The 13,534-nt window shown below is 64.8% G+C and carries 12 protein-coding genes; 10 read left to right on the plus strand and 2 right to left on the minus strand.

The genetic code is table 11. The annotated features are described in order from the left end of the window. The first annotated feature begins 189 nt into the window (after positions 1 to 189). The 9 genes from ybaK (at position 190) to X803_RS0103725 (ending at position 9,019) form a co-directional block, all read left to right on the plus strand. Positions 190 to 681 (plus strand): Cys-tRNA(Pro) deacylase, encoded by a 492-nt coding sequence (gene ybaK, locus X803_RS0103685; RefSeq protein ID WP_026544083.1) that lies wholly within the window; start codon positions 190 to 192, stop codon positions 679 to 681. A gap of 57 nt (positions 682 to 738) precedes the next feature. Further along, positions 739 to 1,668, plus strand: a complete 930-nt coding sequence (locus X803_RS0103690) for a diacylglycerol/lipid kinase family protein (protein ID WP_026544084.1) — start codon at positions 739 to 741, stop codon at positions 1,666 to 1,668. A 231-nt stretch (positions 1,669 to 1,899) separates the two neighbouring features. Then, positions 1,900 to 3,630: a M23 family metallopeptidase gene (locus X803_RS22495; protein WP_051470419.1), complete on the plus strand. Its 1,731-nt coding sequence runs from the start codon at positions 1,900 to 1,902 to the stop codon at positions 3,628 to 3,630. Between the two features lie 202 nt (positions 3,631 to 3,832). Next, positions 3,833 to 4,993, plus strand: a complete 1,161-nt coding sequence (locus tag X803_RS0103700; protein WP_026544085.1) for a M14 family zinc carboxypeptidase — start codon at positions 3,833 to 3,835, stop codon at positions 4,991 to 4,993. A 54-nt stretch (positions 4,994 to 5,047) separates the two neighbouring features. Beyond that, on the plus strand, positions 5,048 to 6,076 hold the full coding sequence (locus X803_RS0103705; protein ID WP_026544086.1) for a M14 family zinc carboxypeptidase: 1,029 nt from the start codon (positions 5,048 to 5,050) through the stop codon (positions 6,074 to 6,076). A 232-nt stretch (positions 6,077 to 6,308) separates the two neighbouring features. Continuing rightward, positions 6,309 to 7,043 (plus strand): GAF domain-containing protein, encoded by a 735-nt coding sequence (locus X803_RS17595; protein ID WP_035777839.1) that lies wholly within the window; start codon positions 6,309 to 6,311, stop codon positions 7,041 to 7,043. A gap of 89 nt (positions 7,044 to 7,132) precedes the next feature. Continuing rightward, positions 7,133 to 7,894 carry a GAF and ANTAR domain-containing protein gene (locus X803_RS0103715; RefSeq protein ID WP_026544087.1) on the plus strand — a complete coding sequence of 254 codons (762 nt, stop codon included), beginning with the start codon at positions 7,133 to 7,135 and terminating at the stop codon, positions 7,892 to 7,894. Positions 7,895 to 8,012: 118 nt separating this feature from the next. Continuing rightward, a complete protein-coding gene (locus X803_RS0103720; protein WP_026544088.1) occupies positions 8,013 to 8,732 on the plus strand; it encodes a GAF and ANTAR domain-containing protein in 720 nt (239 codons plus the stop codon). 8 nt (positions 8,733 to 8,740) lie between these two features. Next, a complete protein-coding gene (locus tag X803_RS0103725; protein WP_026544089.1) occupies positions 8,741 to 9,019 on the plus strand; it encodes a hypothetical protein in 279 nt (92 codons plus the stop codon). On the opposite strand, the gene X803_RS17600 is transcribed toward X803_RS0103725, so the two are convergent. Both X803_RS17600 and X803_RS17605 read right to left on the minus strand, forming a co-directional pair. Continuing rightward, positions 8,977 to 10,056 carry a LacI family DNA-binding transcriptional regulator gene (locus X803_RS17600; RefSeq protein ID WP_051470420.1) on the minus strand — a complete coding sequence of 360 codons (1,080 nt, stop codon included), beginning with the start codon at positions 10,054 to 10,056 and terminating at the stop codon, positions 8,977 to 8,979. The two genes, X803_RS0103725 and X803_RS17600, sit on opposite strands and share 43 nt — an antisense overlap. Positions 10,057 to 10,111: 55 nt before the next feature. Then, positions 10,112 to 11,869: a glycoside hydrolase family 13 protein gene (locus X803_RS17605; RefSeq protein ID WP_035777840.1), complete on the minus strand. Its 1,758-nt coding sequence runs from the start codon at positions 11,867 to 11,869 to the stop codon at positions 10,112 to 10,114. Between the two features lie 264 nt (positions 11,870 to 12,133). Here X803_RS17605 and X803_RS0103740 point away from each other — a divergent pair, with 264 nt between their 5' ends. Continuing rightward, on the plus strand, positions 12,134 to 13,426 hold the full coding sequence (locus X803_RS0103740; protein WP_026544090.1) for a sugar ABC transporter substrate-binding protein: 1,293 nt from the start codon (positions 12,134 to 12,136) through the stop codon (positions 13,424 to 13,426). Positions 13,427 to 13,534 lie beyond the last annotated feature (108 nt).

The raw sequence follows: 13,534 nt of genomic DNA on the forward strand, positions 1-13,534 counted from the left end.
CCCGCCGCAGCAGGCGCGGCAGGAGGGCTGCCGCGAAAACGATGATGCCGAGAACCGTATAGATGATGCTCGGTCCCTCAAAAAGTTTGAGCACGTCAGTTGCCTCTCACCAGGTTGGTCCTGCCTAAAGATACTCGGGGCAAGTGCTCTTCGTGGCGGCGGGGAGGCACGGATGGGATACTGGGCCGGATGGGAAAGCGTGAGGCCTCGACCGGGACTCCCGCCACGGTTCTGCTGACACAGCTCGGGATTCCCTTCCGCACCCTCAGCTATGTGCATGATCCCGCAGCCGGGTCCTACGGAGCCGAAGCCGCGGAAAAGCTGGCCGCGGATCCCGCACGAGTCTTCAAGACACTGATGGTCGACGCCGGCACCCACCTGGCCGTCGCCGTCGTACCCGTCAACCGGTCACTGAATCTGAAGGCGATGGGCGCCGCCTGCGGAAGCAAGCGGGTGACGCTGGCCGACCGCGCCGCCGCGGAGCGCCGGACCGGTTACGTTCTGGGCGGCATCTCTCCGCTCGGGCAGCGGCACCGCAGCCCGCTGATGCTTGATGAGTCCGCCCTGGCCTTTGCGACCATCCTGGTCTCCGGTGGGCGGAGGGGCCTTGAAATTGAGCTGGCACCGGCTGATCTGCTCCGCGTCACGGACGGTATGACGGCGCCCCTCGCGGTTGTCTGAGCGGACGTACTATTGTGGGGCCCAGTTGTCCCATTCCTCCGGCAGACGAGAGCACCTGTGCATCATCAGGGCATACTGGCGGTCGTCAATGCGTCCGCCGGAACAGCGAACCGGCGCAGTGTTGACGCCGTCGCCTCCTTCCTTGCCTCGGCGGCGGCCAGGCGCCGTACATCCTTCGATCTTGCCCGCACCGAGGACCTTGACGCCCTGGACGCCACTCTGGGAAGCCTCGACGGACGGCAGCTGATACTGCTCGGCGGTGACGGGTCCATCCACGCGGCAATCCAGTGCCTCCATCAGGCAGGGACCCTCGGCTCGGTGGGACCGATCGGCATCATTCCCGTCGGCACCGGAAATGACCTGGCCAGGTCGCTGGAGATTCCGCTCGAGCCGCTGCAGGCCGCGGAATGTGTGCTGTCCGGCCGGCCGCGGTCCATGGAGCTGCTGCTGAGCGGGGACCGCGTCGCCGTCAACGCCGTTCACATGGGAATCGGCGCGGATGCCGCTGACAAGGGTGCCGAGGTGAAGAAGCAGCTGCGGAAGGTGAAGGCAGGAAAGCTGGGCTATCCGCTGGGCGCCCTCGCGGCCGGCATCAGTTCTCCCGGACTCAACCTCACCGTCCGGGTGGATGGTGAGCTTCTCCATGACGGTTCCAGACCGTTGCTGATGGCGGCGCTCGGCCTCGGCGGCACCGTTGGCGGAGGTGCGCGCCTCATACCGGACGCCAACCCGCATGACGGGCTTGTCGACGTCGTGCTGTGGGAATCGGTGGGCAGGGCAGCGCGGGTGGGGTATGCCCTCGGGCTCAAGGACGGTGACCATGCGCGCCGCAGTGACGTGCGGATCGGCCGCGGACGGACCGTGGAGGTCAAGGCGGTGGACGGCCGCGGCTTCCGGATCAGCAATGACGGCGAACTTCTGGGCCCCTTCACCCACCGCCGCTGGGAAGTGGAATGTGATGCGTGGCAGGTCATCGCGCCGCAGTAATGGGCACGGATTTTCCGCTGTTTCTCCAGGCAGGTCTGGAATCACTCAAGGTTTCCACAAGAGAGTGAGAGGACTCTGTTTCCATGGCAATCAGCCACGTAGGCTGAGTGCCAGCTACAGCAATGACGTGCCCCTCGCGGGCACCTAGCGAAGGCTGATTATTCGAGTTCCTTCCCTTGGGTTGGGGTCCTGTGACCACCTTCGATAGGGGAAACAAATGGGGAGTGACCTGTGAGTGATGTGAAGCCGGTATCCGGCCGCCGCCGCGCTGTGAAGGACCGGCCGCGTGCAGTTCGGTCCGGCATGAGCGTGTGTCTTGCGCTGGCCGTAATCTACTCCTTCGGCCATCCCGGATCCACCCCCCTGACCTCCGGCGTGGGCGTCACCGGCGCGGTCACCTCAGGCCTGGATAGCTCCAGCGGCACGCTCCTCGCGCAGGCTAGTGCTCTGTCAATGGAGGCAGGACTCCCGCATACCGGATATGTCGGTGCGCAGGTACTCGGACAGCCGTCGCAAACGTTCCCGTTCGGCACAACCGACTCCCTCGTTCCTGGTCGCGACCTCCCCGGCCCGGCCGGGTCAGACAGGTCAACGGGACAGAGCACCGCCGGCATTGCCGGGCTTACCGGCGGCATGGAGCGCCCCGGCAAAGGCATGCTCATCTCGCCCTTGCAGTTCCTCTCGCCGAGTTCTCCCTTCGGTCTGCGTACCAGCCCCATCACGGGTGAGCATGACGAGTTCCACTCCGGGCAGGATTTCGCGGCACCCTGCGGCACCCGTGTCTTCTCGGCCGACGCCGGTGTTGTGCGCGCCGTCGGCTGGCACCCCTGGGGAGGCGGAAACCGCGTTGAGCTCGACCACGGCAACGGCCTGGTCACCACCTACAACCACCTCGAGGGCATCGCAGTGAAGACCGGCGACCGCGTCGGGGCGGGTCAGGTCATTGCCACCATCGGCACCTCCGGACTGTCCACGGGATGCCACCTGCACTTCGAGACCATTCTCGACGGTGAGCACACCGACCCGTCAGCGTGGAAGCTGATTCCGGTGGAGAACAGCGGCCCGGCCGACATGCCGGCCCTGGTGAACTACACCCCCGGGACAGGTGGCGGCAAAGACGGCAACACTGCCTGGGTCGCCTACCTGGCTTCGGCCGAAGCCATCCACCCGGTGGCCGTGAAGTCACCTTCACGTGTCGACGCGGACATGGCCGCCCAGGGCCCCCGGTCATCCACGCGGACCACTACCGCCGGCGGAAACCGGTCGACAACCTCGGGCAAGCCGTCGTCATCCATCTCCGTGGCCGCCACGCCGTCCCCCTCGCCCTCCGGAACGAAGTCCACCACCACGTCCCCCACACCCAAGACGTCGGCTCCCGGAACCAGCTCCTCCACTCCGACAACCACTCCTACGCCGCCAAAGGCTTCCGGTGGCGCGGATTCCGCCCCTTCAACTCCGACTCCGCCGGCGTCGACAGCCACCGATCCGGCACCGGCACCGCCGGTAGCGGATCCCACGCCGACGCCACCGGTCACCGACAATACGCCCACGCCGCCGGTCAACGAGCCCGCGCCTCCGCCCGTGGTGACGGCGCCGGAACCTGCACCCGAGGTGGTGGTGCCCGATCCGACACCGGCCCCGAGCGTTGCTGACCCCGTTCCCACTCCCGACCCGATTGTTCCGGACCCAGACCCCGCCGTTCCGGCCCCGGTACCCACCATCTCGGTCACTGACCCGCTGGAAGCCTGCGATCCCGCGGTTGACCCGGAGGCCATTGTGGTGGACCCGGTCACCGGTGAGCCGGTCCTTGACCCGGTGACCGGTGAACCCGTCAAGGCTTCAGAACTGTGCGCATCGGCATCGGCATCGGCTTCCGCTTCCGCATCAACGTCCACTGCAGCGGGTGTCATAGGCACTGAGCCTGCGCGCGAGCCTGATCCCGCGCTGGTTACCGCACCGTAACCGGAGTACCGCACCCGAGGAAAAGGAGCTGCCCCTGGACGGGAGGGCGCAGCAGGTAAGCGTCGCATTAAAGTGCGCGAACCGTTCCGTCAAGATGCCGGAGCGATATTGGCTTCATTTCAGACCAGATTGTTCTATCAGTTGCTTGCCCCAACTAACGTCGTGATACCCCCTCTTTCTGAGACCCCGGAGGTTCACGACCATGGGAAAGCCCTTCCCGTTCTATGCCAAACTCGCGCTCCTGAGCACCGCCGCCCTGGCCGCGCCCGTGCTTGCCGGCCCGCCCGCCGCCGCAAACTTCCCCTCCACCGAGGGAAACACCAACACCGCCAGCATTCTCACGTATGACGACACAATCGCGGAACTGACCAGGCTGGAAGCCACCAGCCGGTACCCCGTGGATGTCTTCACCCTTGAGGAAGCGGGCACCGCGGTCAACAAGAGCGAGCAGGGCCGCGATCTCTACGTCGCAACCGTCGGCAACGGCCCCGAGGACGTCTGGGTACAGGGACGCATCCACGGCAATGAGCCCTACGGCGCCGAATCGATCCTCACGCTCCTCAAGGACCTGGGCACCAACGGCTCCGCCGAGTACCAGCAGATCCGCGACGCGTTCACCATCCACTTCATCCCGATGTACAACCCCGACGGCAGCGAGATGAACATCCGCCAGACGGTCCTGTATGACGACGCCACCGGCGAACCGCTCCTGAACAGTGCCGGTCAGCAGCAGCGGATCGACCTCAACCGGGACTGGGTCGCCGACAAGTTCCAGGCCGATGAATCGCTTGCGTTCTACGAGTACTGGACCATGATCAAGCCCGACTTCGGGATGGATATCCACCACCAGGGTCTGAAGAAGCAATACGGAACCGGCGACGACGTCACGCTCTCCCTCGGCATCTCCCTCGCCCCGGACGGCCCCACCCTCCCGACGCTGGAGGACGGCGCGTATGACGTCCTGACCCGCCAGATGCACGGCTACGTTTTCCAGGAACTGTCGAAGTACGGCTACATCACCATGGACCGTTACCAGGTGGGCGGATCGCTGGAGATCGATATCAAGGGTGGCGTGGTGTCCGCCATGATGCTGGGCCTGGACTACCAGGGCATGAATCCCACCGGCCACTCGAACCCGGTGGTGTTCTTCGAAACCTCAGGCAACACCAGCGACGGTTCGCTGGGCCAGAAGGCACGCGGCAAGAGCATCCAGCAGAACGTCCTCGCCATGAGGACCCTCCTGTCCGGTCTGGCAACGGATGAGGTGCAGCAGGTTGACCCGAGCGTCTGGGAGGAGATCCCGCACGCTCCCGTCACCGGCTACAGCACCGATTACGCAGGAACCATCCCGGTCTCCTTCTGATTCTCCCTCGCATTCCCTCCTGTGATTGACCGCTCTGAAAGGAAAGATCCACCCGTGAAGAAAACTCTCGCAGCCGCCGTTCTGGCCGGCGCGCTCACCATCTCCTCCGTTGCCGGCCCCGCCGTCGCGGTAGGTGAAGGGCCCAACTACAACGGCAACGAAACAATCAACACGTCCATCCTCCGCACGTATGACGAGCTGGCGAGCTACCTGAAGACGCAGGACGCAAAGCAGGAAACCATGGAGCTCGAGGTGATTGGTCAGTCCGTCAAGGGCCGGGATCTTTACCTCGCAAAGTACATGTCCAACCCGGACAATCCGACCATCCTCTTCCTGACCCAGCAGCACGGAAACGAGCAGCTCACCACCGAGGGCGCGCTCGAGTTCATCAAACACCTCGGCACCGGCAAGACCGGTGACGTGCTCGCCGGCGTCAACGTCCTCATTGTGCCGATGCTCAACCCGGACGGCGCCATGGGAGATGTCGATTTCCCGCTCGATGACTACATCGCGAGCGGCGACCGCCACCTCACCCGCTACAACGCCCTTGGGGTGGACCTGAACCGGGACCATGTCAGCAAGATCCAGCCCGAGACGCGGGCACTGCACACCAACGTCATGGCGAAATACGGCATCGACTACATGATCGACCTCCACCACCAGGGCACCAGCAGCGAGCGCGACGGCGAGCTGGTTTCCGGCTCCATCCTGCACCCCACCACCCCGAACGTGGATCCGGCCGTGCTGGAAGGGTCCAAGCGGCTCGGGGCAGTGGTGTTCGGCGCCGTGGACTCCACCGGGTGGGGCCACCTCGGCAAGTACAACGGCGGTTCAGCTGAAACGATCAGCCGCAACGGCATCGCCGTCGAATACGGGATCTCCACCCTGCTCTTCGAAATGCGCGGCATGTCCGATCACTTCAATGACGGCGCTGTGCTCGGCCAGAAGAGCAACGGCTACCTGATCAAGCAGACCATCACCACCCTTGATGCGTCTGTACGGGCGATCGCAGACGGTTCGATCAACTCGGCGGATACCTCCTTCTGGGACACTCTCGCCACGCAGAACACCCGCGCTGAATAGTTTTCCCTCCCAACAGGGTGGTAGCCGCGTGCCGGCTACCACCCTGTTGTGTATTGATAGTCGGATTGGTACCGGTGAAACCGGCGCAGGGCGAACGATCGGGCGTAGGCTCGATAACAGGAAGCTGCTCGGCAGAGATACTCCAGGTTTCCACCACGGGCCGCGTGCGGAGCGAGTACACGGCCGTCAGTCGGGGTCCGTTGCTCTGACGTTGTACAGAATCGAGGCCGTCTTGGCCGCCAACGATCCAGCACCCGGACCTGAGCAATTGCAGGATCTGCTCCTGAAGAGCCCCGGCTTCACTGAGTTCCTGCTGGGCCTCAGCACCATCTCGGCCACCCTGTTCAGCACGGACGGTTCCGTCCACTGCGCCATCACCGTCGAACGTGACGGTGGCCCAACTACCGTGGCAAGCAGCAGCACCACAGCCCGGCGGCTGGATGAACAGCAGTACGCGTTCGACGACGGCCCCTGCCTCACTGCTCTACGCGGGCAACATACTGTCCTGATTCCGGACCTCGGCGGGAACCAACGCTGGCACCGGTATGCGGAAGCCATCTCGAATGAAGGAATCCGGTCAGTCCTCGCAGTGCCCATCCCCACGGACAGTACAGCGAAGGCAGCACTCAACTGCTACGCCAATGACACCACTGTTTTCACGCCGAACATGGTTGCGTCCATCGAGAAGCACGCGGTTTCACTTTCGAAAATTCTCAGGCTGGCCCTGCGCGTTCACCCGGCCGACCACTATCCCGATGACCTGCGCGCGGTCATGAAGTCACGGGCGGTAGTGGATGCCGCCGTCGCGCTGGTGATGGTCCAGAACCATCTGAGCCGGGAAGCCGCAATGACGCTGCTGCAGGTGGCGTCCCGGCATCACGACACCAAAATCCAGGACGTGGCAGATGAACTCCTCAGGAAATCGGCGGCGACCACAGTGGTCAGCCGTGCGGCCGAGACCGGGTAACTCTCCAGCGCGAAAGAGCGCTGGGGTTTCGCCGAGGATGACATCCGGGCGACGATGGAAAGACAGCCACGGAAGAAAGGGAGAGTGAGATGGATACCCAGAACCGCCATTCCCATGCTGGCGGCGTAGAGCACCCCGACATCCTGGTGCAATTGGACGACCTCCTGTCCGGCAGTGCTGAAGTCCGGGAATTTCTGGGTGAAATGTCCCGGGCAGCCGCCGAACGGCTGTCCACCCCGGACAACGAGGTCTCCTGTGGCGTGACCGTGATCCGGCGCAAGAGGCCTGTAACGGTGGCGAGCAGCGATCCCCGTGCCCGCACACTCGATGAGCTGCAGAACAGCTACGGCGACGGCCCCTGTCTCACGGCACTCCGTGAGGGAACCAAAATTCTGGTCCCCGATGTTTACTCCGACAACAGGTGGCCGCGGTACCTCCGCGCAACAGCAGCAAACGGCGTCGTGTCCATCCTGGCGGTTCCCATGGACGTCAAGAGCACCGGACAAGCCGTCCTGAACCTCTATTCATCCCGTGTCCTGGGGTTTTCCGAGGAGAGCATCGCCGCGGCAGAAGGCGTAGCGGGCGAAGCATCGAGAGCGCTCCACCTCGCACTCAAAATCGCCCAGCTGAGTGAGCTGCGGGATGACCTCACCGCCGCACTGGAATCCAGGACCATCATTGCCACCGCGGTAGGGGTGATCATGGCTGAGAACCGGTGCACGCGTGACAAGGCATTCCAGGTTCTCGTGGACGCCAGCAGCCATCGCAACGTCAAACTGCGTGTCCTGGCTGAGAACATTGTCGACCAGGTCGGGGGCGACAGCGGACAGGGGTCGAGCTTCCAGGAATAGTTGTGGCAGCTGCCCGGGTGGTTGAACGAGTCGCAAAAGCCTACGCTGTAAGAGCGAACACGGCCCGCGCTTCCACTGGATGGGCGTCAGCTGACTCCCGATACGTTGAAGGCACATCATGAACAGGAAAGCCCCGCTGGACGAACTGTCCGCGGCAGTCGGCCGGATCATGGGCCTGCTGCTGACCGAGGAGAAGGTGAATGACGCCGTCCTTCATCTCGCCCAGGGAATCAGGCACGCTATTCCGGGATCAATCGGGGCCGGGGTAAGCCTGATCGATGCGCGGGGTCACAGGACCAGCACCGGGTTCACTGATGAGGTGGTTGCCGAGGCCGACCGGTTGCAGTACGAGTTGGGGCAGGGCCCCTGCCTCACCGCCTGGGCAGCAGAAGTGCCCGTCGTCGTTGCTGATGTCGCCACTCACGAGCGCTGGCCGGAATGGAGCGCCGCAGTATCGGCTCTGCCTATCCGTTCGGTGCTGAGTGTACCGCTGGTCGCCGGCCAGCAGGTGCTGGGGGCAATCAAGGTCTATGCCGATACGCCGAACGTTTATGACGACGACGACGCCCGCCTGCTCGAGGAGTTTGCCGCTCCTGCCGCCACCCTCCTGTCCCATATCCAGGGCACCGAAACCGTCAACCAGATCAGCGCGAGCCTCCAGGCAGCGCTCTACAGCCGCGACCTGGTCAACCGGGCGTGCGGGATCCTCCTCGCCCGGGGAAGCGGCACCGCGGAGCAGGCGCTGTCGGAACTCATGACCATGGCCCGCACCCAGCAGAAATCGCTTGTGGATGTCTGCGCTGACCTTGTGGCCGGAACTGCGGCCGGCGGGCACTGAGGTCCGCCGTGGCATTCGAAAGCTACGAACCCGAGCAGCGGCAGCGATTGAAGGCAGCGCTGAAGACCGGCGACATCACCACCGGGGAGCTGTGGCTACGCTACTTCAGCATCGGTGGTTCCGCCGGTGAATACGAGGTGGACGCATACCTGCAGGGGTTGCTCTCCCTACCCAGGCTGGAGCGGGATCTGCTGGCCATGGCCACCAACGAGCTCCTGCCCGACGGGAAGGGACCGCGTGCGCCCTACTCCGATGAACTCCCGCCCGTGGAACCCGGCGACGGATAACCCGAGGCGAGGGCTGAACCCGACTGCGGCACCGCCGTACTGGAACGGACCCGGAGGTTGGTGGACACCAGCTCGTTCTCACCGTGGAACGTTGGGTCCTGCGACTTGAGTGCCTGCAGCAGGAGCTGCACCGCCCGCTCACCCTGCCTGCGGGGGTGCTGCTCAATGGTGGTCAGCCCGAACAGCTCACCGAGCTCGTGTCCGTCGATGCCGATCACCGATACGTCCCCGGGGACCTGCAGGCCCAGGTCCCGTGCCGCCAGTATGGCGCCGATCGCCATTTCATCCGACGCGCAGAAGAACGCCGTCGGCCGGGCACGGGGATTGGACAGCAACTGCTTGGCTTGCCGGTAGCCGCCCGGAATGGTGAAGTCGCCGTCGCAGATGTAACCGGAAGGCACGGTCAGGCCGGCGCGGCGCATGGCGTCCTCGTAACCCTCACGCCGTGTCCCGGTGACCCTGAAGTCCCGCACTTCCTGCTGTTGGGTTCCGCTGATGTGGGCGATCCTGGTGTGCCCGAGGGCGAGGAGGTGCTCGGTTGCCAGTGACGCGAGGTCGAATCCGTTGATCCCCATCGAGGGCACACCGGGCAGCGGCCCGCCGATACCCACGACGGGCCGCTTGATCGACAGGAGCTGTGCGATCTCATCCGCGTCCAGCTCCATGGACACCACGATCACGGCGTCGAGCCGCTGCCGCAGCAGGAAGTCCTTCAGCACACTCTGCTGGTAGGTGGGGATACTCCCGGTGTTGTACAGCGTGAAGTCGTAACCCGCCTCCAGCAGCGCGTTGGAGGCACCCTCGATCACTTCCGAGTAGTACCAGCGCGCCACAGTCGGGACCACGACGCCGACATTCCGGTGCCTCCCGGAGGCAAGGCTGGAAGCCGAGTAGGACATCACAAAGCCCAGCGCCTCGGCGGCGGCGAGCACCCGCTGACGCGACTTTTCCGAGACATGGCCGTTCCCGCTGAGCGCACGCGAGACGGTGGCAGTGGAAACCCCTGCCCGTGCGGCGACGTCCTTGATACTGGCCACGCCGCCCCCTCACTCGATTTTAAATGTGCACCGCCGCGGGTGTACCGCCCGCGATTCAGTCCTGGACTGAAGCGCTGCGCTCCGTGGACAGGTCAAGCCAGACCGCGTGATTGCTGTCAAGCCTGCCGTCCGCTCCCGCGCCGCCTTCACTCGCTACGACGATACCAAGCGGCGGAAGCTGCACCGCATCCCTGCCCATGTTCAGCACCACGAGGGTGTCCCCGTTGAGGAAAGCTACGACGTCGTCCTCGGGGAAGCCTCCCGCCCAGGAAAGGGAGCCGGAGCCGAGTGCACGTTCCCGGCGCATGCGGAGGGCGGTGCGGTACAGGTTCAGGGTCGAGTTGCTGTCGCTGACCTGCGCCTCGCGGGAGAGCTCAGCCCAGTCCTCGGGCTGCGGAAGCCAGGACTGTCCGGTGGTGCTGAAGCCGAAGGCGCCTTCAGCGTTGGCGTTCCAGGGAAGGGGGACACGGCATCCGTCGCGGCCCAGGCGTTCGCCGCCGGTACGCAGGAAGGACGGGTCCTGGCGGTGAGCGGCTGCCATCCGGGTGTGGTCGGGCAGCCCGAGTTCCTCGCCCTGGTACAGGTAGACGCCGCCGGGCAGGGCCAGCATGGTCAGGGATGCGGCGCGGGCGCGGGAGAGACCCACCGCGGTGTCGGGCTGCGGGTCGGCAGCGCCGATCCCGTCGCCGCCACGGACCGGCTCCGAGAGTCCCAGCCGTGAGGTGTGCCGGACGACGTCGTGGTTGGAGAGTACCCAGGTGGTCGGCGCGGAGACCGCGTCGAAGGCCGAGAGCGAGTCGGTGATGACCCTGCGCAGGCCGGAAGCGTCCCAGGGCGCCCCCAGGTAGGCGAAGTTGAAGGTCTGGTGCATCTCATCGGGACGAACCCAGTCAGCCAGGCGCGGCAGGGGGTCAATGGAAGCTTCCGCGCAGAGGACGCGGTCGCCGTCGTACGTGTCAAGAATGGCGCGCCAGCTGCGGAAGATGGCATGGACCTCTTCCTGGCCGAACATGGGGGCGTCCGCGCCCGGGAAGCCGGGGGTGCTGATTCCGTCAGCCCGGCCGCCCCAGTCCGGGAGGCCCGCGGCCTTCACGAGCGCGTGGGCGACGTCCACGCGGAAGCCGCTCACGCCGCGATCGAGCCAGAACCGAAGAATTCGCTCAAACTCGTCCCGGACGGAGGTGTTGTCCCAGTTGAAGTCCGGCTGCGAGGAGTCGAAGAGGTGGAGGTACCACTGGCCGGGCGTGCCGTCGGCGTTCTGGGTGCGGGTCCAGGCGGAACCGCCGAAGTGGGACTGCCAGTTGTTCGGCGGGAAGTTCCCGTCCTCCCCGGTACCGTCCCGGAAGATGAACATTTCGCGTTCCGGGCTGCCGGCGTCGGACGCGAGGGCCGCCTGGAAGAGCGGGTGCTCGTTTGAGCAGTGGTTCGGTACCAGGTCGATGATGACCCGAATGCCGAGCTCGTCCGCGCGGGCGACGAGGGCATCGAAGTCCTCGAGATTGCCGAAGATGGGGTCGACGTCGCAGTAGTCGCTGACATCGTAGCCGCCGTCCTTCTGCGGTGAGGTGTAGAAGGGCGAAAGCCAGACGGCGTCGATGTCGAGTTCCGCGAGCTGGTGCAGTTCGGCGGTGATCCCGCTGAGATCACCGATCCCGTCGCCGCTCAGGTCACGGAAGGAGCGGGGGTAGACCTGGTAGATCACCGAGGACCGCCACCAGCGCGCATCAGAGTCCTGAGGGTGGATCAGCGTGAGGTCGAGAGTCTGCAGGGCAGGGCCGGAGGCAGGCAGAACGGGGGAGGGAGAAAGCGACATGCGGAAAAGTGTACGGGCATAGCGGTCGGAATTGGAAGCGCTTTCACTTCACCATTTGTCCGAGAGGGTCCGTGCTCCGCGCCGTTCCGCGGGTTTTCACCGAAAACCGGAGCATCGCCGCGCGGACCGAAAACCGGGGTGGACATCTCAGAATGGAAGCGCTTACACTTGTGACGTGCTTCACTCACTATCTGCGAGTGGGCAATTCCTCGGCTAACTCCCCGAAAGAGCAGCCCTGTCTACCGTGCCCAGAAAGGTACACCAATGAAGGTGATTTCCACCGCGGCGGCGTCCACATCCCGCCGCACCTTTGCCATCGGCCTGGCATCCAGCGCCGCACTTCTTCTCAGCGCCTGCGGAGGCGGCAGTGCAGCTCCCGACGCCGGCGCGTCCGAGGCGCCCCAGGATCTTGCCGAGGGCGGCTCGTCAACCATCACAGTGTGGGTGGATACCCCGCGCGTCGCTGTCCTTGAGGACATCGCGGCGAAGTTCAAGGAAGACACCGGCATCACCGTGGAGCTGGTCGGCAAGGAAACCGTCCGCGAGGACTTCATCACCGCCGTACCCACCGGCGAAGGCCCCGACATGATTGTCGGCGCGCATGACTGGTTGGGTCAGCTGGTGCAGAACGGCGTCGTCGCGCCGATCGAACTGGGTGACAAGGCCGATGAATTCGCTGAATCCTCCATCAAGGCGATGACTTACGAGGGCGCCACCTACGGTGTCCCGTTCGCCATCGAGAACATCGGACTGGTCCGCAACACTGACATGGTCGCCGATCCGGTTGAGACTTTCGACGAGGTCATCGCCAACGGCAAGCAGGTTGTCGCTGACGGCGAAGCCGAGTACCCGGTACTGATTGGCCTGGACCCCAAGCAAGGCGACCCCTACCACCTGTACCCGCTGCAGACCTCCATGGGTGCACCCGTTTTCGGCACCGGACCTGACGGCGGCTACGACGCCTCCAAGCTGGAGCTCGGCAACGAGGGCGGCGTTGAGTTCGCCAAGAAGCTCAAGGAATGGGGCGAGTCGGGAGAGAAGATCCTGAACTCCAACATCACCGGTGACATTGCCAAGCAGCAGTTCATCGAGGGCAACTCCCCCTACTTCCTGACCGGACCGTGGAACGTTCCCGACATCCAGAAAGCCGGCATCAACATCGCCGTCGATCCCCTGCCCACTGCAGGCGACCAGCCCGCGCAGGCCTTCATCGGCGTCAACGGCTTCTTCATCAGCTCCAAGAGCCAGAATTCCCTGGCTGCGAACGAGTTCGCAGTCAACTACCTGACCACTGAAGAGGTCCAGGACGCGATGTTCGCGGCCGGCGGACGTCCGCCGGCACTGAAGGCCTCCTTCGAGAAGGCCGCTTCCGATCCCATCGTCGAGGCCTTCGGCAAGAACGGCCAGAACGGCGTTCCGATGCCGGCGCTTCCCGAGATGGACGCTGTCTGGGCGGACTGGGGCGGCACCGAACTGGCGCTGATCAAGGGCCAGGGTGATCCCGAAGAGGCGTGGAAGACCATGGTCAGCAACGTCGAAGCGAAGATCGGCCAGTAACACCGTCAGCCTTACCGACGGACCCCGGCACGGGCCGGTCCGCATCTGACGGACCGGCCCCTGCTGCAAGTACCACCCTTTACCAGCACCACCCTCTCGTTCCCATCC

It is taken from the genome of Arthrobacter sp. 35/47 (genome assembly GCF_000520475.1).
Classification (GTDB): Bacteria; Actinomycetota; Actinomycetes; order Actinomycetales; family Micrococcaceae; genus Arthrobacter_D; species Arthrobacter_D subterraneus.

Excerpts from the sequence above, each read along its gene's own strand:
- ybaK (WP_026544083.1), top strand. The coding sequence starts at position 190 with ATGGGAAAGCGTGAGGCCTCGACCGGGACTCCCGCCACGGTTCTGCTG.
- X803_RS0103700 (WP_026544085.1), top strand. The coding sequence starts at position 3,833 with ATGGGAAAGCCCTTCCCGTTCTATGCCAAACTCGCGCTCCTGAGCACC.
- X803_RS0103715 (WP_026544087.1), top strand. The coding sequence starts at position 7,133 with ATGGATACCCAGAACCGCCATTCCCATGCTGGCGGCGTAGAGCACCCC.
- X803_RS0103720 (WP_026544088.1), top strand. The coding sequence starts at position 8,013 with ATGAACAGGAAAGCCCCGCTGGACGAACTGTCCGCGGCAGTCGGCCGG.
- X803_RS17605 (WP_035777840.1), bottom strand. The coding sequence starts at position 11,869 with ATGTCGCTTTCTCCCTCCCCCGTTCTGCCTGCCTCCGGCCCTGCCCTG.
- X803_RS0103740 (WP_026544090.1), top strand. The coding sequence starts at position 12,134 with ATGAAGGTGATTTCCACCGCGGCGGCGTCCACATCCCGCCGCACCTTT.